General features: G+C 41.9%; 18 protein-coding genes and 2 pseudogenes. 13 read left to right on the top strand and 7 right to left on the bottom strand.

Annotation, left to right across the window (positions count from 1 at the left end; all coding sequences use genetic code 11):
• Nucleotides 1-77: 77 nt before the first annotated feature.
• The 3 genes and pseudogenes from ACED46_RS12685 to ACED46_RS12695 form a co-directional block, all read right to left on the bottom strand.
• Nucleotides 78-1,024 (bottom strand): annotated as a pseudogene (locus ACED46_RS12685) (LysR family transcriptional regulator).
• Between the two features lie 168 nt (nucleotides 1,025-1,192).
• Nucleotides 1,193-1,600 (bottom strand): hypothetical protein, encoded by a 408-nt coding sequence (locus tag ACED46_RS12690; RefSeq protein WP_017054885.1) that lies wholly within the window; start codon nucleotides 1,598-1,600, stop codon nucleotides 1,193-1,195.
• 139 nt (nucleotides 1,601-1,739) lie between these two features.
• Complete coding sequence (locus ACED46_RS12695; RefSeq protein WP_371721590.1) at nucleotides 1,740-3,071, bottom strand: ferric reductase-like transmembrane domain-containing protein; 1,332 nt, start codon at nucleotides 3,069-3,071, stop codon at nucleotides 1,740-1,742.
• Between the two features lie 233 nt (nucleotides 3,072-3,304).
• On the opposite strand from ACED46_RS12695, the gene ACED46_RS12700 reads away from it, so the two are divergent.
• The 5 genes from ACED46_RS12700 to ACED46_RS12720 all read left to right on the top strand — a co-directional run bounded on the left by ACED46_RS12700 (nucleotide 3,305) and on the right by ACED46_RS12720 (nucleotide 5,961).
• Nucleotides 3,305-3,994: a flavin reductase family protein gene (locus ACED46_RS12700; protein WP_371721591.1), complete on the top strand. Its 690-nt coding sequence runs from the start codon at nucleotides 3,305-3,307 to the stop codon at nucleotides 3,992-3,994.
• Nucleotides 3,995-4,114: 120 nt separating this feature from the next.
• On the top strand, nucleotides 4,115-4,906 hold the full coding sequence (locus ACED46_RS12705) for a CLCA_X family protein (RefSeq protein ID WP_017061617.1): 792 nt from the start codon (nucleotides 4,115-4,117) through the stop codon (nucleotides 4,904-4,906).
• A 186-nt stretch (nucleotides 4,907-5,092) separates the two neighbouring features.
• The gene (locus tag ACED46_RS12710; protein ID WP_017061616.1) at nucleotides 5,093-5,350 is read left to right on the top strand and encodes a type II toxin-antitoxin system Phd/YefM family antitoxin; all 258 of its coding nucleotides are present in this window, start codon (nucleotides 5,093-5,095) and stop codon (nucleotides 5,348-5,350) included.
• Nucleotides 5,340-5,606 carry a Txe/YoeB family addiction module toxin gene (locus tag ACED46_RS12715; protein ID WP_017069754.1) on the top strand — a complete coding sequence of 89 codons (267 nt, stop codon included), beginning with the start codon at nucleotides 5,340-5,342 and terminating at the stop codon, nucleotides 5,604-5,606. Before ACED46_RS12710 ends, ACED46_RS12715 begins: the two co-directional genes overlap by 11 nt.
• 31 nt (nucleotides 5,607-5,637) lie before the next feature.
• Nucleotides 5,638-5,961, top strand: a complete 324-nt coding sequence (locus ACED46_RS12720; protein WP_136974165.1) for a DUF4144 domain-containing protein — start codon at nucleotides 5,638-5,640, stop codon at nucleotides 5,959-5,961.
• Between the two features lie 100 nt (nucleotides 5,962-6,061).
• On the opposite strand, the gene ACED46_RS12725 is transcribed toward ACED46_RS12720, so the two are convergent.
• Together ACED46_RS12725 and ACED46_RS12730 are read right to left on the bottom strand one after the other, a co-directional pair.
• Nucleotides 6,062-7,450 carry an MFS transporter gene (locus ACED46_RS12725; RefSeq protein ID WP_371721592.1) on the bottom strand — a complete coding sequence of 463 codons (1,389 nt, stop codon included), beginning with the start codon at nucleotides 7,448-7,450 and terminating at the stop codon, nucleotides 6,062-6,064.
• Nucleotides 7,451-7,520: 70 nt separating this feature from the next.
• Nucleotides 7,521-8,591 carry a cellulase family glycosylhydrolase gene (locus tag ACED46_RS12730; RefSeq protein ID WP_017064984.1) on the bottom strand — a complete coding sequence of 357 codons (1,071 nt, stop codon included), beginning with the start codon at nucleotides 8,589-8,591 and terminating at the stop codon, nucleotides 7,521-7,523.
• Nucleotides 8,592-8,803: 212 nt separating this feature from the next.
• On the opposite strand from ACED46_RS12730, the gene ACED46_RS12735 reads away from it, so the two are divergent.
• Complete coding sequence (locus ACED46_RS12735) at nucleotides 8,804-9,829, top strand: LacI family DNA-binding transcriptional regulator (RefSeq protein WP_017064985.1); 1,026 nt, start codon at nucleotides 8,804-8,806, stop codon at nucleotides 9,827-9,829.
• Between the two features lie 18 nt (nucleotides 9,830-9,847).
• On the opposite strand, the gene galM is transcribed toward ACED46_RS12735, so the two are convergent.
• On the bottom strand, nucleotides 9,848-10,912 hold the full coding sequence (galM, locus tag ACED46_RS12740) for a galactose-1-epimerase (RefSeq protein ID WP_017069082.1): 1,065 nt from the start codon (nucleotides 10,910-10,912) through the stop codon (nucleotides 9,848-9,850).
• Nucleotides 10,913-11,104: 192 nt separating this feature from the next.
• Nucleotides 11,105-11,278, bottom strand: a pseudogene (locus tag ACED46_RS12745) (anaerobic C4-dicarboxylate transporter); the annotation flags it as partial.
• A 93-nt stretch (nucleotides 11,279-11,371) separates the two neighbouring features.
• Here ACED46_RS12745 and ACED46_RS12750 point away from each other — a divergent pair.
• The 7 genes from ACED46_RS12750 (at nucleotide 11,372) to ACED46_RS12780 (ending at nucleotide 19,514) form a co-directional block, all read left to right on the top strand.
• Nucleotides 11,372-12,931 (top strand): hypothetical protein, encoded by a 1,560-nt coding sequence (locus ACED46_RS12750; RefSeq protein ID WP_371721593.1) that lies wholly within the window; start codon nucleotides 11,372-11,374, stop codon nucleotides 12,929-12,931.
• Between the two features lie 11 nt (nucleotides 12,932-12,942).
• Entirely contained in the window at nucleotides 12,943-14,856 is a 1,914-nt protein-coding gene (locus ACED46_RS12755; protein ID WP_371721594.1) for a hypothetical protein, read from the top strand.
• Entirely contained in the window at nucleotides 14,856-16,784 is a 1,929-nt protein-coding gene (locus ACED46_RS12760) for a hypothetical protein (protein WP_371721595.1), read from the top strand. The genes ACED46_RS12755 and ACED46_RS12760 overlap by 1 nt, the downstream gene beginning before the upstream one ends.
• Nucleotides 16,781-17,251, top strand: a complete 471-nt coding sequence (locus tag ACED46_RS12765; protein WP_371721596.1) for a hypothetical protein — start codon at nucleotides 16,781-16,783, stop codon at nucleotides 17,249-17,251. The genes ACED46_RS12760 and ACED46_RS12765 overlap by 4 nt, the downstream gene beginning before the upstream one ends.
• A gap of 227 nt (nucleotides 17,252-17,478) precedes the next feature.
• Nucleotides 17,479-17,910 (top strand): hypothetical protein, encoded by a 432-nt coding sequence (locus ACED46_RS12770; protein ID WP_371721597.1) that lies wholly within the window; start codon nucleotides 17,479-17,481, stop codon nucleotides 17,908-17,910.
• Between the two features lie 486 nt (nucleotides 17,911-18,396).
• Nucleotides 18,397-18,693, top strand: a complete 297-nt coding sequence (locus ACED46_RS12775; RefSeq protein WP_371721598.1) for a hypothetical protein — start codon at nucleotides 18,397-18,399, stop codon at nucleotides 18,691-18,693.
• Nucleotides 18,694-19,211: 518 nt separating this feature from the next.
• Complete coding sequence (locus ACED46_RS12780; protein ID WP_136975038.1) at nucleotides 19,212-19,514, top strand: hypothetical protein; 303 nt, start codon at nucleotides 19,212-19,214, stop codon at nucleotides 19,512-19,514.
• Nucleotides 19,515-19,711: the final 197 nt, after the last annotated feature.

Below are 19,711 nucleotides of genomic sequence, written 5' to 3' on the forward strand. Positions count from 1 at the left end.
GAAACTGATGATGTTGCGAATAACGGCTCTCAAATCACTCAGACTTCGGTGCTTACTTAACTAGAAGTCACTCTCTTTTAAGAGTACGTATCTTTGCCTACATAGAGGTCTTTGAATATTTCACGTACCCATTCACACATCGGGTCATCATGAAATCGCTTGTGCCAGTACAAATAAACTTCTTGAAAGCTCAAGTGGAGTTCTTCTGGGACTTCTCTGGTGATCAGGCGGGGATCATGACACGCTGCTTCTGCAAAAGGTGTTGGAAGGTGAAAGATGATGTCGGTTTCAGCAGCAATACTTGGCGCCGAGCTGAAGTTACTCAACTGCACAGGTGCAGACAGGCGCTGCTTTTTATTGGCTAAACCGAGTTCTTGGTATTTGTGTTCGAAAGAGAGCCTTTTCTCACCTTGTAGAGAGACTTGGCCAAAATCATATTCCGCCAGCTTTTGTGGGGTCAGAGTTTCATTCGCCAATGGGTGCTCTCGGCTCATCAACAAACGGAACGTGCGCTTCGCCACTGTCATACGATAGATATTTTGCTCAGCAGAAGGCGGCTGATGCGAAGATAAGGCAAAGTGCACATCACCTGCGACCAAGGATTCGAAATGACGCTTGGGCGCAGAATCTAAACTCACGATCATGTTCGGCGCTTCTTTGCGGATCTTAGCGATCACCTTGGGCATTAAGGTATTAAGGTATTAATTTGAGGCAGTAAGCCATAAAATTTCACAGTACTATCAACCTTGCTTGGGTCAAACGACTGCTTATGAACCAACTTTTCCAGGTTAGTAATAACGGTGTTGATATCGTTTTTAATCGACTCTGCTTTTGGGGTCAGCTCATAGCCATACTTCTTACGTACCAGCAGCTCATCATCAAAGAAGGTACGCATTTTTTGTAGCGTACGACTTACCGAAGACTGGCTCATGTTCAGAGACATTGCGGTATTAGAGACGTGTTTTTCTTCGAGTAAATGCTTAAGAACGAAAAGAAGATTCAGGTCAATCTGGGAGAGGTTCATGAGTGCGTCACCAAAATAATGAGGGCATCGTTGAGACAATACGCCGCGCTCAAACCACGGCAATGCATATCAATGATTGGGGTTCAAGATACCGAGTTAACGGCTCTGCGAGCATGATTTAAAGTTCAATAGAAAAACGACTAAATCAAAAAATAGAAATAGAGATCGCTACTTTCTCTTACCCTGCTCCACCAACTTTTCATTCCATGCCGTATTGCCGTCACGCTTAGAGACATCGTACTCCGCACAGAACTGAGATATGGTCATATTGTTATCGCCAGTGGCAAGCTTGAGAGCCAACTGAACTTGTTGAAGCTTGCTTTGCAGTCGCAAGATTTGACCAGCATTTGGGCTTTTCTCTTTGGCGTATTTTAAAGCCGCATGCTTACGTTCTGCCGCGCCCGCTCGGCGATCTGCTTCTGATAACAGATACTTGAGTTGAGCAACACTCTTGCCTTTCTTGAAGGCAGGATCAAGCAACTCAACGCATTCATCAAACGATGGATCGATAACGTATGGGTCAACTTTATGAGCTTGTTGGCGCATCCATTCGAGTGCGAGTTTTTCATCTGACATAATTACATCTTTACCAAAGAAACAGCCCTATATGGTATCGCTCAATAGCAAACCGCTGCAATAACAAATTGAGTGACTTTACGCCTTTTTACACTGTGCCGATTGACTAATTTAACAATCACAGCTCCAATAGTTGGCTTTAACGCATCACAAACAGCTCTTCGTGGTAGTGCTTTTCAATATCAAATTGATAGGTGTCTAATTCTTTTTTCAGTGATGTAGAGAACAACTCCGGCCCGCAGAAATACATCTCGTACTCGTTGAGGTCGCCACATTGATTGACAATTCTTCCGGCGTTTAGCCGCGGTGAGTGCAAGGTATCTATCACGGTCAACTTCACACCAACCGCGTGTGCTAGGTGCCACAACTCATCGATTAATTGCTTATCAACACCGCGAGTACAATAAAACAGTTGAATACGAGGATGATCTCGTTCTGTTTTGAGCGCTTCAAGTGTTGCAAAAAACGACGCTATCCCGACACCACCAGCAATCCAAATTTGTGGCTTGCTTAGGTCAAAATAAAGTCGACCATAGGGTCCTTCAACCGTAGCCGCATCGCCCGCTTTCACTCGTTCATATAGGCCATTAGTAAAATCACCCAGCTCTTTGATCAAAAAGCGCAACTCTGGATCATCACTGCCAGAAACAATGGTAAACGGATGCGGGTCTTCATTACCGAAACGCAAGTACGCAAACTGCCCAGCTTTGTGACCTTGCCAAGATGCCTCCGGTTTTAACACCAGCTCCATCACTTCAGCTTGTGGAAAATAGCGAGTCGAGATAATCGTCGCTGAGTGACGATTACGACGCCCAACCAAGCCCAACAAACTGTAAATCGCTGCGATAGACCCAGCCAAAGCAAATGCCACAGTTAGATAATAAATAGGTTCTCCCCAATACGCTCGTTTAAGCAGGATTACTGAGTGGAAAGCGATAAACAGGTACGCAACCGACATCAGACGGTGCGACAATTTAAACGGTTTGTACTTCACTGCCGCCCATAGTGACGCCACCAGTAAAATGAGCAACAAGTAGAAGCCCCACTCGCCAATACTCTGAGCAATACCGCGTAATTCATTGACCCATAACTCCCATCCAGTCAAAACAGCTTGCGGCCCTGAACCATCGTGTCGAACAGGCTTATCTAACACACCAGACACCACCAATGACTTAGGTATTTGGTACCACAACCAGTGTGTCACACCCAGTGCAACACCACCGATACCGAGCCATTTATGGACTCGATATGCTTTATCCATACCTTCCAGCCAATTCTCAACCATAGGCAAACGCATCGCCAAGATCATTGTGATGGACATTAACACCAGAGACAAAATACCTGAGTACTGAATCATGGCTGAGCGCCATTCAAAGACATCGCTTGAAGCGAATAATTGCGGTTCCATCGCAAACCAAAAGGCTAACATTGTGGCAATCATTGCCCAAATGATATTGCGGACTGTTTTCATTTGTTAACACTCATAAAGACGACATCATTACTTTAGCTCCTGTGATGTAAAGGGACGTCAACGTACGTAAATCTATGCAAAGGATCTCGTTCATTGTGCTGTAGCAGAGATAAAAGAGACAAACTGCCCACGGCCAATAAGCGCTCTTTGATCGATAAAAGCGGATTCTTCGTACATATAAGTCCGTTAGTGAGCATGCTCGAAGATAACAATAAATGAGAAGAAGAGAAGATATGAAGGATATGACCCTTTCTAAACAAGATATCCAAACAATGGACCCGCGCCACCGCATTCGTTTAGTTAATTCCTTGTCTGGATTTAAAAGCGCCAACCTAATTGGCACTTGTGATAAACAGAGGTTTGAAAACCTTGCGATAGTAAGCTCTGTCATTCACCTAGGGTCTGATCCGGCGCTGCTTGGTTTTATTGTTCGCCCAGATAAAAGCCGACGTCATACGCTAGAAAACATTCTAGAAACAAAGCACTTCACCGTTAACAGCATTGGTGCTGACTTTGTTAAAAAGGCCCATCAAACCTCGGCTCGCTACCCTAAACCAGTCTCAGAATTCAACGCGGTCGGCTTAACGGCCTATTATGACGACAAATTCCCCGCTCCCTTCGTCTTGGAGAGCAGTTTAAAGATAGGGTTAGCGTTCAAAGAACAGATCACAATCGAAAGCAATCAAACGCAAATGTTGATCGGTGAAGTTATAACGATTCACGCACCCAAACGCGCCGTGATGCCGGATGGCTACCTTGATTTAGAAGCGTTGAATTTGGTCACGGTATCAGGGCTTGATAGCTACCACGTAACTCAAAGACTGCACCGATTAAGCTATGCAAAACCACAACAGCCACTCTTTCCACTCACTCGCGAAGGTAACCCAACCTCATGGGAAGCGTTCGAACTTAATCTAGACTAATTTTGTTCGGCAATTTGCTATCAAAAGTGCTAACGTCCTTTAATTCCAAGAGATGCATCTCACACAAGTGCATCTCGCTGAGCACCCCATTCATTCTTACGTCTGTTTCCAAGGACCCTTTTGAAGTTAACTCACTTTAAATACAAAACGCGCGAAGGCCCAGACTACCGGCACGGCGACCAGGTGTCTTTTATGGACATCAAACAGACCTTCGGTATGGGCAGCATTCGTGTGGGGGCTTGGGTCACGAAAGAAGAAAAAGAGTTGGCCGCAAATCTGATATTCGACTCGCTAGCCGACTTGGCTTACATCTTGGCTTTGCCACCAGAAGCGATTGGCCTTCGCGGCACATTAGGCTTAGCGTTCGGCAGTGGCGGCAGAAAAGGCGTACAAGCGCACTATGCCCCGAACCAACGAGAATTAGCCCTCGCGAAGAATGCCGGAGCTGGCGCGCTCGCTCACGAGTTTTGGCATGCATTTGACCACTATATCGCTGAGAAAGCGTTTGAAATCGGCGATACCTCTGGCCCTCGCAAGCAGATCCTGTTCGCCAGCGACTGTTGGTTGCACGATAGAACGGTGCGACCTCATCCATTAAACGAAAGTTTGATGTCTCTGTTTGATGCCACACTGCTTAGCGACAATAACTTGGACAAACACGATTATGTGGCTCGCAGTGTTATTGCCGACAAAGCGATGTCTGCCCGTTACTTCTCACTACCCACAGAGATGATGGCGCGCGCTTTTGAATCCGTGATTGAATCGTGTTCCGATATCAAGAACGCTTATCTAGTGGATGGCACAACCAAGCCTGATATGTACCCCGTGTATCCTGATATGGCGCACCGAGAACAGATATACCAAGCCCTGCAAGGTTACTTCGCACCATTAGGCCGATCTTTGAGTAAATAGCATTTTGAGTCAGTAACTCTCTGCATATTTACAATGAATGACATGTACCATAAGTTGATCATGTGTAACCTCTGATATAACATGTACAACAAGCGGAACATGTAGAATAGTTAATTCATGAATGATTAACTATTCTGTGTATATAGAAAGATTAAACATATCCAAAAACAACAGGGTAAATAAGTGATGAATATTGTTTCTTTTACTGAGGCCAGAAATAGCCTTAAGTCTGTGCTCGATAGAGTGGTAGACGATTCTGATGTTACGGTAATAACCAGACGAGATTCAGAAGATGCAGTGGTCATGTCTCTTGATCATTTTAATTCAATGCAAGAAACCTTGTACCTAATGAGCTCGCCTAAAAACGCTGAAAGATTGGCTGAATCTATTGCTCAACTCGAAGCCGGAAATACAACCGTTCGAGAATTGAATAATGACGAATGATCGAAAGATTGTATTTACAGATAATGCTTGGGAAGATTACCTATACTGGCAAACCCAAGACAAGAAAACGCTCAAGAAACTAAATAAGTTGATTGAAGCCGCTAAAAGAACGCCCTTTGAAGGGATTGGAAAGCCGGAGCCACTAGTCGGCAACCTGTCTGGCTTTTGGTCAAGACGAATCGATGACAAGAATCGATTAGTGTATAAAGCAGATGACGATAACTTTTATATAATTGCTTGTCGTCACCACTATTAAAAGCAGTAAGCAGCACATAGAAAGGGCAGTAATGATCAGTTGGCCATCTTTGGTAAAACTCGACGGTGATGATGAGCTTATTTACGTCGCATCCGAACACGAATTTCAAGCAGAATGCTCAGACATGATCTTGGGCGAAGATGATTACCTCATTGATTCAGAGGGTAACAGCTACGCACTTCAATCGATATCAAATCAACTGTCTCTAGCGAAACGGCCTGAGCAATATTCAGTAGAAAGCGTGACCAAGCTGATTCGAAACCACGAGTTTCAAAAAGCTGAAGTGTGCCTGATGAAGATCCACTTCCTAACGATTGAAGAAGCAATTCAGTCGCTGGCTTTTGAGCCACGTTAATAGCTCTCCTGAAAGCTAATAAACGAAACCTGTTAAAACAAAACAGCGCCAATTTAGGCGCTGTTTTCTAGGATGCAATGAGTGGTAATAACCTCAACAACTAAGACGTCGCTTTGTGCGTAATTACTGACTTATCAACAACCCCTTCAGCAAACTCACCACGCTCAAGTTTTTCGCGTAAAATTGCATGCTGGTCTTCAGTAAAGGTATAACGAGACATAATAAATATACGTACCAAAGCCCCTAAAGCCGGCAGTAAAGCAATACAAAAGAACATGCCATTCAATGCTGTTTCTGTTTGGTCCGCATTTGGAACATAACCAATAGTTGTCAGGATCAGACCTGTTAAACCACCTGCTACCGCAACGGAAAATTTACCTGTAAATGTTTGGCCAGAGAAAGTTATCGCTGCTGTACGCTTACCACTATGGTAGTAAGAGTATTCAACGGTATCTGCAATCATCGCTGAAATAAGCGGGTTAGTCATCATAAAGAGCCCCGTTACTACTGCCAGCCACATCATCACCACCGTTGTGTTGTCATAACCTGTTAGATAAAAACCAACACGTGCGATAATTTCCAACACACATAGCGCAATAAAGATATCTCTCTTCTTGAAACGTTTAGTTAGGATTGGCGTCGCTAAACACGCGATAGCACTGACTAAAGTGATAGTACCAATCAATGAAACTAAACCTGCATCGCCCATGTTGTAGGTGAAAAAGAAAATGTATAAACCATTAACTAGATTGAAGAACACATTCATAAAGAATGCAGCCAAGATGAAGAATAATGGCTTGTTTTTACGTACCGCTTGAAAAGTATCTTTCAGTGTTACTTTTTCACAGCTCGCCGTCGAAATACGCTCTTTGGTATTGTAGAAACCGTTCAGCATAAACAGCAGACCTGCCACCATCAATACGATAACAGCAGGTAAGTAACCTTGATCAGCACGACCATCAGCAAAAAATGCGCTTAATTTAGGAAAAATAACTAGCGTTGCGCCAATACCAGCATTAACACCTAACATGGCACACGTTGCTGCTTTGGCACGCTCTTGAGGCTCATCAGTCATCACCGACGACATTGACCAAAATGGCACGTCAGAGATGGTGTAAAGGGTACCCCACAGAATATAAGTGATACCCGCATACATCACTTTAGTCGACATGTCCGCATCGATATTATAGAAGGTAGCGATGGTCACCAATACAATCAAAAACGGAGTAAACAACATGTAGGGACGGAACTTACCGAAGCGAGATTCTAACGTATCCATATAGCCAGCAATCAACGGATCATTAACAGCATCCCACACTCGTGCAATAAGAAATATGGTACTCGCAGCAATCGGCGAAATACCGAGAATATCGGTGTAGAAGTACAAGATGAACGAGCCAACCAAGCCAAAACTAAAGCATTGGCCCACGCCATAACCGAAATAAGAAATCAGCTCTCTATTGTTCAATCTATTTTTTATAGTAGTCATTGTTCACGTCTCGATTGATTTAATTCTAGTTTAGAAGCCGACCTTTTTCTCTAGGCCGGCTAAATGACAGTTATTCCACCTCTGCGAGTGTTTGAATCAACTGTACTTCGCTTGCATCATATGGCTGTCCTTGCTCATCAAGCAGATCGTGGAACCACTGACTGGCATAGTTAACGTCATTGCGTTTAATTTCAGGCCAAGGAAGGTGCGTTTGTGTTTTACCTTTCACTAATCCCCATTGATAGCAGCCAATATTCTTATCTTTAAAAATTGGCAGCTGTTCATGTAAGGAAGATTGTGCATGACGTGCTAACCACTCGGTACACATCATCGGGCGATTGTGCGCTTGCACAACTTTCAGCGCTTCATGGAACAAATCCAACGGAAGATAAGCATGGAAAGTGATAATGTCCGATAGCTCCATCGCTCGGCGATCGGTTGGATGCTCAAAAATAGGCAAACTACGGTCGAGAATACTAGGGCAATGCCATGCACCCACCGTTAGGGGCTGAGTAGGGTTCACATCGCGCGCCCACTCAAACGCTTTTTCCATCAACTCGTGGCTAAACGTCTCCATTTCTTCATCGTAAGCTAGCTCACCATTGGTGGTAAAAATCATACGGTTGGTAGGCTCGTTGTACAGATCCCAAATCGCAATACGCGGGTCGTTTTTATAAGTCGAGATAATGTCACGGATGTAAGTTTCAACGTCACCCCACTGTGACTTATCCATAACAACATTACGACCTGGGCTGGCCGCAGCTTGGCTATTATGCAGGTCAGGGACGGGGGCTTTTTGTTGACCTAGATACGGATGGTCACCGGAGAATCCACAATCATCCATTGGGGTCATCATTACCTTAATCTGGTTTCGTTCACAAATATCTAAGAAATGATCAATGCGCTCATGCAGTCCTTGGCGGTCGACTTGCCACACAATGAAAGGCAAATTGGTACGCAGCGTGTTGTAGCCAACCTCTCTCGCCCAAGCCAACTCTTGTTCCATTATTTCTGGTGAAAATGAGTCTGCTTGCCACATTTCGTTCCAGTTTACAGCCGTCCTTGGTAAGTAATTAAATCCACGTAACCATCCATGTTGTTGTTGCCATTGCCACGCTTTGTCTTCAGACCATCTTTTCATCTTACTCACCTTGAAACTAAATTATTAACTAATAATATTAGCTAATATAATGAGCTGCATTTTTATCGCTACTATCTAAGATTAAAAACGAGTGAGCAATCACAACTATCAGACTGCTCGGACAACTTTTTGTGATCCCCATCTTTAACAGGTGATCGAAAGCTGATAATTAGCTAATATCTTTAGCTAACTAAGTTGAGTTGAAATTTACGATGGCTAAAAAAATCACTATGAGTGACATTGCTGCAGCGGCAGGTGTGTCTCAATCAACGGTATCACTGGTACTTAATGGTTCAACGTCTGTAAAAATTGCAGACACCACAAAAAGTAAAGTGCTCGATACCGCCGAATCACTTGGCTACAAAAATAAGAAAGTCGCTCATGCGCTGGGTCGACCTAATAAAATAGCACTGGTTGTCAACGGGTTATCGAGTTATGACCCTTTTATTGATGCTATAAACTCAGCGCGTGAAGAGGCTTGGGCGAACGACTTTATTTTAGTGATCTTCAATTACAGCCACGATGAAGTGCTAGCGAGCAAAATTGAAGTGGAAATCAACAGCGGAGATTATGCAGGCTTGGTGTACGCATCGAGCATGACTCGTGAACTTGAACAACAACGGGTCAATACGCCTCTGCCAACCGTGCTCCTAAACTGCACAAACGAAAGCAATAGCGATGCACCAAGCATTTTACCTGCCGATATGATCGGTGCTTACAAAGCGGTCTCTCACCTTATCCAACAAGGCTATTGTCGTATTGCTATGCTCACAGGCGAAAACTGGATGCTTGCGAGCCAACAACGCAGTGAAGGCTACCGTCAGGCACTAATTGATGCCGATATTGTCCCGAACAGCAATTACTTAGCAGAGGCCAACTGGTCATTAAAAGAAGCACATCAGCAGACATTAGCTTTGTTTAAGTTAGCTCAACCACCAGAAGCTATCTTTTGTGGCAGTGATTACATGGCGATGGGGTGCTATCAAGCACTGGCTGAACTAGGGCTTAAGATCCCTCAAGATGTCGCGATCGTTGGCTACGATAACCAACAAATCGCATCGGAAAGTTTTCCTGCGTTAACATCCGTTGAATTACCTTACTCAGATATGGGCAAGCTAGCGATTGAGTCCTTAATGGCGCAAATTGAGGCTCAGCCTTTGTTATCCAGTAGACGAAAAGTGGAAGGAGAATTGATTATTCGTACATCCTCAACACCATCGGATAAGGTGGGCACATAGCCCACCAATAGTTAGGGCCTAAAACTTAAACTGATAAACCGTCTGATGTTGATAAAGCTCTCCAGACTTCAGGAGCCCGCGGTTAGGTCCCCATTCTGGCTTATTGGGACCATCTGGAAAATATTGGGTTTCTAAGCAAAGACCATCGTACAACTCATAATTTTTACTCTTACCAGGCGTCCCTGCTAGAAAGTTACCCGAATAAAACTGAATAGCAGGCTTCGTCGTTTTTACCTTCATCACGACTTCTTTTGCAGGTGCAACCAGAACCGCTGCAACCGACTCTCCATCGGTCACTTCAGGCTGAAGCACAAAAGCATGATCATAACCACCAGCCATTTTCTGGTCCGACTCAGTCAGAAAATCCCGCCCAATGAGCTTTGCGTTTGAAAAATCAAAACTCGTATCCTCAACCGCCTTTATTTCTCCCGTTGGTATTAAGCCTTGATCTGTTGGTAAATAATGGCCTGAACTCAACTGCAATACATGATCCAAGCTTTTCGAACCAGAAGCCTCACCAGCCAAATTAAAGTAAGCATGATTGGTTAAGTTAACGGGGCAAGTCTTATCAGTATTGGCTTCATAAGAAATAGATACTTGGTTGTCATCCGTTAGAGAATAGGTAACTTTGACACCAAGATTACCCGGATACCCTTGATCACCATCTTTGATATGAAGAGTAAACACTACCTTTTGTGCACTTTGTTCAACAATGCTCCAACGCTTTTTATCAAAGCCCTCTACTCCACCATGTAATGAGTTTTCACCATTATTAACCCCGAGTTGGTAGCGCTTCCCTTCAAGTTCGAATTGGCCTTTAGCGATACGGTTTGCAAAACGTCCAACAATCGCACCAAAATAAGAGCTCTGCTCCATATGCTCAGCCATATTGGGTGAGCGAAGTAACACCTCTCGAGCTACTTCATTCACTGGCATAGAACAACTCAGCCAAGTAGCTCCAATATCCATGAAGGATACACTCATTCCATTGCTGTTCTTGAGGTGGACCAGTTTAGCTAACTGACCATCAAACGATGGAGTGGATGCCATATCTTGCTCTAATTGCTCAAAGTTAGTAATCATTAGTGCCTCTTCGTCTCACAAAAATAGCGTTATATCACCACTACCCCACTTGCAACTAATAATATTAGCTAATATTTTGATCTAAATTGCCTTTTACTTAATTCACATACCTTTTCAAGCGTCAGAAACAAAAACAGCGCCTCAATAGGCGCTGTTTCTCGTTTCTTATCTCGCTAGTCGATTAAGCGACAATTAAGCGATAAAAATCTGTGCCAGAGCGTAGCCTAAACAACATGCGCCCACGACACCGATTAAACCCACCGACATGAATGAGTGGTTGAAGTACCACTTACCAATCTTGGTGGTGCCAGAAACATCGAAGTTTACTGTTGCGATATCTGATGGGTAGTTCGGGATGAAGAAGTAAGTTCCCCGCAACATATGTTTACAATAAGTTCCCCGTTAAAATATGAATAAATCAGTGGTTGCACTATAGTCGAACTAATTGGGGGTTGGTAAATGGAAGATTCAGTGGCTAACACATATATATTACAACGAAAAATTGAGGATTTTAGATATAGTCCACTAGTGCGTGTAGAAACCGTCGATCAAGAAACAGGAGAAATGTTAATAGAGCTCCAGCTTGAAGATGATTCAAATGAATCAAAGATTATTGGCAATATGTATGTATTAATGCGTTACAGATTAAATGGTGATGGCAGCGTTGCAACAGACTCTGAAGGAACAGACCTTATTGAACCAATATCAATAGCCAATGCCGTAATTTTAAAGCTCGCACTAGAAACCTCGGGTAGTCCAGACCGCGTTGCTGGGTTGGCATTAGCATTAGTCCACTATTTTCAATTTTTGGATGACAACAAATTAGAGTGGCATCATATGCCACGAATGAAAGCACAACGACCAACATATAGATTCCAACGTCATTTGATGGACATGGCGAACATCAAACTTCCGAAAGGTGTCGAACCAAACCCTGAACCCTATAAGGCATCAACAGTTAAGAGCATGATCCGTGAAATAGTTAAATTTTACAAATGTCTAGAGGACCGCTACGGGTTTGAATTTGATTTCCGCCCATTTAATGCTGAAGATGTGTCTATAACCTATAACACTAGTTCAGCTAACGATATGGAGAAACACAAAAAAAGGCGCATACCCTCCACTGATCTGAGAATCAAAGGTAGATCTATAACAGAGAAAGATCGACTCATGGCAATGAGTGATACTGAATGGGGTTTGTTTGACAACCAATCGAGAATTGAACGTTTTGGTATTGAAACTGATGGCACCAAGCGGAAGGTCAGTGAAAACAACATTAGACAATTTCAAATTTGCCGCTTTTCGGGTTTAAGGGCAGACGAGGTTGCTAGCCTACATTCAGGGAATATTATTAAGCCGACTAATGAAGATATTGAAAGGAACACATATGTAGACTTCAACTTTGGTCCTCAATATGGCAACCGAACAAAAGGAGGAACTACAAACAGAGTGTGCGAGATGCCTGCACGGTTAATGTACGAGCTGTTTAAATATGTCCGTTCCGAGGGATACATTGCATTAGAACAGGAGTACAAAAAAACAGCAGTCATTCGCCATCAAATTACTAAAAAACCGCTAAAAGAAAATCCTCTAAACACCCCATTATTCCTAAATAGAATAACTAAAAATGTTCGTAAAGGTATGCTTTCAGGAGCGAAGGTAAGCTACGTCGACTCGGTCAGCAGTAAGACTATTTCCAACAGATTTGGTGAGATTGTAAGGTTTCTGAAAATTAAACATAACTGTGATTTTCCACACACCGTCCACAACCTTAGATCAACTTATGCAGTGCGCAGAATGGAACAGTATCATGAAGCCTTCATCAAAGCAGGCGTTGACCCTGCGAGAGCATGGAGTAAAGCTATTACAAGTGTCAAAGGGCGACTAGGTCATCTTTCAATATTGGTAACTGATCGCTATTTAAGACAGGCGCAGAGCCACGAGGGGGCTTTTGCCATGTCGGAAAGAGTCCAAGATTTTGCGATAAAGGCTCTTCCAAGTCGATTTAATAAAAAATAAAAAGGTACACCATGACATCGAGACTGGAGCAACTAAAAGAGCGTCGACATAGAAGAAAACCTCCTGTAAACCGTGAAAGAAATTTTACTGCTGAACCGTCTGAGAACAATAGTATTACTGCTTTCCCAATACCTATTAATGAACTAAAGGTTGAGGTGCACATAAACGGCTATGCTGAACCTTGTGTACTGCAATTCAAACGCTTGGCGTATCTTGGATGTCCTAGAATGAAGCGGAACGGTAGTGGTACCTTAGATTGCCTAAAAAAAGTATTTATGCCAGAACGAGAACCGTTTATTCGTAGGATGCACGCACTAGCAATTAAAGCAAAAGAGTCAGAAGTTCTATCAGGAGCCTATCAAAAGCTCGCTTTTAATAACCTTGTTTACTTAGTGAAATACTTTGAAGGTAAGAAGAGGCCACTGAGCTTCGATGCGGAGGATGTTAAATGGTACATAAACAGCCTCAAACAAGATTATGGTTTAAACAAAATTAGTATTGGCACTTATAAAAATTCTAGAGCAATGCTATCGATGTACCTGAAATTAGATAACAGAACACATGAAGCCAAAGAACTATCATCTATTAAATCTAAAAAGGGTGACCTTAAAGCATCATCGATAATGAATGACTCCGATTATGTGGACGCGAACAAAATATTAAGTTCGGCGTATACAGTTTACATCAGGCATATAACTGAAGGAACGACACCTGAATACTGCCCTATTTATTCTCGTGAGCTTTTAAGTGCTATGAAAGATGAACATGGAGAATACATTTATGATGATAAAGATTTAGAAGTATTTTACAAGAAAGCAAAACTACGCATATCTTCTGGTGATTGGCGAAATAATTTAATTCGTATTGCATTTATTCTAGTTAGTAAACAAATAGGGGCAAATACAACGCCATTATCTACTCTTAAAATCAATCAAGTGGTATTTGATAGTAAAGGGATCGGAGATAACCATACGTTTGACGCTCAAGTAATTAAAGGTAGAGATGATTATAACCCACAGTTACTAAAAATGGGTTTTACAGCCAATGCTCGACGCACCATAGAATCATGGATAGATGTAACGAAAATCCTAAAGTTAACTGGAGATGATTATCTATTTCCCAGAATTGATAAAGATGGAACCGCGACAATACTGCAAGTTAATTTTCAGGCCGCTATAAATAAAGCTCTTTCTCCATATAAGTTGACCACAAGAGTTAACAACCAAAACTTAAGAGGTACACGAAGCACGCTAAACATCAGGGCGACAGGCGACATTAAAGCTGCCGCCGAAGCGAATGGCAATGCCGTGTCTACAACACTGAGAAGTTATCTAGATTCTGACGCCAATACGAGCAATTTAGAACTAGCTGGTGCTTTTGAGGCTCAATATAAAATCAGTCATAGTGGTATTGATAATAAAGAAAATATAATTAATGAGATTCGCGCAGAGTTCAAAGATCCAATGAGTGACTTTGAGTACAGAATGGAGACAGGAAAAATCGCGAACCTAACCACGACGGGCCCACGATGCTCTAAGATGGACAGTGACAAGGCCAACAAGTCAATTCGCAAGTACCGAGATATTGACCAATTCGGTGATACTACGCCATGCATTGAATTCCTTGAATGCTTTACCTGCCCGTATCATGTCCTTATTAGTGAGGTAGAAGATATCTGGGTCATGATGTCCTTTAAAGAGGTTATTCTAGATTGCCTAAATCGCCCGAGTTACGGTGATAAACTTATTGCCACAAACGAAAAGCTACTCGATATTGCTCACTTGGTTAAAAGAGCGTTGAGCAAACTATTTGCTCATAACTCAGTTAATTACAAAGAAGCTGAAGATAAAATCAACCGTGGTGAACTCCACCCACTTTATGATTCCGAGTATGCTATAGATGATATCAAGGAGGGGCTATCATAATGAACATAATATTAAACGATGATGTAAACGGAGATTTATCAACAAGTATACACCCAGATCTTTCACATCTATTTGTAGATGATGACCCTTCGAGTCAATTTGTAACACTCAATGATGACGGAACGCCAAGGGATCATTTTACTAGTGATTTATGGGATTTCTCCAGTATGTTTAGTGTTGGGTTCGGCGCTGTAAGACAACTACGTTGGACTAACCCCCCAGTAATTCCTAAGTATATCCCGCTAATCAAGCGTCTTGTTCTAGAGCGTATGAAAGCTAGAAGCCTTAGCGTAGGTTCAGCGGAAAATTACCAAAGAAGCATATATAGAGTTATCGAGCATTTAGGGAGTAGCAAATTCCATTCAATTAGAGATATAAGAACACAGAATGCCTTTCTAAAATCCATAAAAGATAAAAACTTATCAGTAACTTATGCTAAGTCTACCTTGTATACTGTGGAGCAGTTGTCTGGATATTTTTTTACAGAATCCGTACCGAAGCTAGCAGAAAAATTAGGTGTTAACGCTCCCAAACAAGCAGTTGCGCTCCCAGAGCGTATGTCTAGTGAACTCTACGACAAGGCTATAAAGGTAGTTGAGCATTATCACCCTTACCGTCATCAAATATCCCAAGAAATGGAGCATAGGGAGCGATGCCTCCGACAGTGGTTGTTAGAAGGAAAGAGTGACAAAGGCTTTTCTACTTACTATAAAAGAAAACATCCCTCTAAGGTTCCAGAGTTTGAACATGACGGGAAAATGTCGTTTATTAACAGCATTCAAACAGCGTGTTTTATTGTTACGGTTGGATTCAGTGGGCTGAGAGATTCAGAGGCTAAAAGTGTCAACAAGAACAGCTATGAGATCAGACAATACTTAGGAAAAGATATCCCTTATATTTATGGTGAAACAACAAAATCCAATGAGCAGGGTAATCGAAGCAGAGTTGGCTGGGTAACCCACCCTATCGTGAAAAAAGCTCTAGAATTAGCTACCGATATGAGTGAGTTCGCGCGAAACATATATCGAGAGATTCATACAACAGAACCATTGGTTACTCACCTAGAATCAGCCTTTATTAGTATGTATACCCAAAGAACCAAAACTGAAGTGGTAAGGACTGGTTTATCAACGGCTTGTATGAAACAGTTTTTAGCTAAATACTGCTCCCCTGCAACTGAGCAGGATGTAAAAGAGTTCGATATGATTAACCAAATAAGAGCTGGTGAATTGGTCGTCGGTGGACACTTAAAGAAATTCACGGCTCATGATCTGCGCAGAACAGCAGCTATGTTCATTAAGCGAAATGGACTTGCGAGTGTTGGAGCAATGAAGAGCCAGTTCAAGCACTTGAACGCATTAATGACCGATTGGTACTCCAATGGCGCAGAATTAGCAGCATTAATGGATTTAGCTATAGATCGTGATTTTCAAATCCAGCTGGACAAAGCCAGCGTTGATATTGCCGCACATTGTGTGTTTGAAATCTATAATAGTCCTTCCCTATCAGGCAAAGAAGGGAAAAGAATTAAGGAGACTAGCGACTATCAGGGTAGGATTAAAACTCTAGATGAATGCCGTCGAGATGTTCAAGCTGGAAGAATATCAATAGTTGAACACCCAACAGGCTACTGCTGCAATCCAACATGCACAAGAATTTGTGCGGATGAAAAGAGTCAAGTAACTTGTAATCATGAGGTAGTAACTCGCGATAAAGCTGAAGCACAACTTCCAAAATACCAACGACTGATTAATACATTCAAAAAACTAAATACTGGTCAACTGTATTTATACAGCGTATTAATCGATCATCGAGTCAGAATCCAATCTTTAGAAAAGACATTTGATGAGCACTGTATTAGCTACTTAAAGCTGCCTAGAGAAGACCTAGTAATTAAAAACCATAAAGCATCTGAGAGGTTTACATGAGTAAACTGCCACCATTACCAATCAAGTTTAAAAAGGCTCTAAAACGGATTAAGGATGGAAAAACAAACGTCATTAATTTGAATCGTGCTATAACGCCCACGGCCGTTGCTCGTGAAGCTGCTTTTGATCCTTCATACATCCATCAATCGGTAAATGCAGAGCTTAAAAAAAGAATTATCAAAGAGATAGAAGGGTTAGTTATTAATGGGACTACATATGATGACATCGACAAGGAAATCGATAAGCTTTTTCCTCAAAAGCCTAGAGAAACTCGTGCACAAACGCTTGAACGCCAAACTGAAAATGCAAAAGTAGATAAGTTTAACGCCGAAGCGGAGCGAGATTCTGCCTTGCGCCGAATGGTGATTATAGAAGAGCGATTATTGAGCCTTGAGGCTGAGCAAAAGCGGCTTGAGGATAGTATTGAGAGGAATAGTAATATAAGTCTAATCGAACGACACCGTTAATAAGGTTCACCTGACATTGCTTGAGACAAAAACAAGTTGAGGCGGCGACTTTAAGTTCATTGACAAACGTATTATCCACCTGACATTTTTACAGGCTAGGTTTGACGCCACCTAGACCTGACTCGTGGTCAAGGCGCTTTCTATTTAACTAGTGAATCAGTGCTCACTGGGAATAGTGTGTGAGAGTCACATTGCATGTCTTTAGCCCAACAAACGAGGATTGATACATGTCTAATAACCCCAAATATCCAGTTTACCTTTCACAACTTAAGCAGTTTAAAGAATCAGCTAAACAGTTTGCAGATCTGATTTCTGATGAATCAGAAACTTTTCCAATTTCAGCTTTCCAGAGAAATGATTGGCTTTCTCAGGCGTTAGTCCATAAAGGCCATAGTGACCTCACCTTTTTCGCAAAATCATGTCGTGACTCAGATACTTCTGAAGAGTTTTATTTGTTCTGTGATGATGACCAGCTTCAAACTGCGATTATTGACATTTTTTATTCAAAGCTTCCTGCTGTGCCTAGAGAGACTATCGAAAATGCAGCATTTCAAATGAGCATGGATGAGTATTTCAGAATGTTAGATATCCCGATTACAGAGGAAGAAAGCGAAGAGCTATCAAAACTTGGTGGTTACGGATTGGACGATACGTACTAAGCTTTTCCATTAACCTGTGTTTAGTCTTGTTCAGGGACAAAAGCGCCTTAGTAAATGGCTCTAACGCAACTACTTCTTGAAGTCAGTGTCGATTGATGACAGGTATCTTGGAATCGAGTCAAGATTAAACGATGTAGAATTTGCGCACCTATTAAGTTCCTTACGCTAATAGTTTTAACGAATATCCCATCAATACAGCGTGTGATTACTTGTACATGTTTCTTACAGACCTATGCGGTAGTTCATACCCGTCTTTTCGTTTAAGCCTGTATTCATTCTCACGTTTATCCCACTATTATTGATGCTTTCGAGGCGGATCGGGACAAGTAGCGACTTAGAGTAGCTAGTCTAAAAAGTTTGGTTCCCCATAATTTGTTGGCTCTGAAAACCAGCAGCACTCAACTACCATGATAAAAGACAATACATAGGCTTAGAATGTTGATATATTTAGAGGAATATTACGAATTATAGAAAGTGTAACTTCGAATGACAAAGTTAATACAGTTAGCACTAATACTCATCTCTTTTAATACAAGTGCTGGGATGTCTGATGCTGAAATGATTGAGTGCCAAGCATACAACGAGTTTGCAAGACTGGCTATGCTTTCAAACCAAGCTGGATTCTTGAAGTCTAGCCTTAAGCATTCAGTAAAAGATGACAAGATAAAAAAGACTATCTTAGATAATGCATATACTCACATTCCTGCAAATACTCGTACTTTGAAACAGAAACAAGTAAATGAATTTTCATTTGATGTACAGCAATGGTGTTGGTCTAAATAATCTAACCCTATAAGTAACCTATAGTGTCGTTTGAAAATATAAGTTGTCTAAAAAAAGAATTGTGCCGTGGACTCAATGTATCTTCTCCTAACTATTCTGGTTTGTACTATGTAACAAAAGATATATTGAGCCAATTAGCAGCAGAATACTGCTATGTTGAGTCTATGGACACACTACTAATTATGTTGAAAGCAAAACGGTCTAAAGGAGATCTCATGTCTCAAATTTATGAAATCGAATTAGACTTACTTATGGAATAAACTGATATGACCTACACCAGTAATACAAAATGCTCAACTTAGTGAATTTCCATTTATTAATTAATTCACGCTTTGCTAAATTAGAAAGGATGCAACTTGGGATATCCTAAACCTTCTTACGATTCCGGGTTTTCAAGTTCGGTTCGGGACAAAAGCGCCTTAGGGAATTGATCCTTTCAATGTTGCTAAATCATAGATGACATCGGATGAATGTGTGTTCTACGATAAAGGTGTGTTCAATGAAACTAAGGTGATTCTATGGCCTATCGTGAGACCTCCCTATGGAATGAATTAAATGAATTACGGTGCTTATTGGCCTTCAAGAAACTGGAAAGTTTGGGATTTCCTAGAGGAAAGCAAAGCGAATTTTCTCGTGATATTTCTCAAAAGTCTGGACTAGAGGTCGGTAATATTAGCGCCAAGATTTGTAACTATAAGTCTGTTGCAGGTGTAAACAATGAGTCCAATGCATCGGCCAACACCAAACAACTTTATTCCCAATACGGGCATAAAAGTATTGCTGAATTGGAAGAGTTAATTACACTCCACGAAAGAGCTTAGGTATTCTGCAACTATGGATTTGACATCGATCAGCGGCTTGCTCTCGGTTGGATATCGGTCTGTTTTATCAATAGTTTGTCGAGCCTTCCGACTTTCATTAGGACAAAAGCGCCTTATAACCACACCTCTGAACAAGTTTTTAGTATCCGCCCCATGAACCCACGGGGCGACTTGTCAGTGTTTGAAGTTCCAAGGCA

The organism is Vibrio sp. 1S139, assembly GCF_041439475.1.
Taxonomy (GTDB): Bacteria; Pseudomonadota; Gammaproteobacteria; order Enterobacterales; family Vibrionaceae; genus Vibrio; species Vibrio crassostreae_C.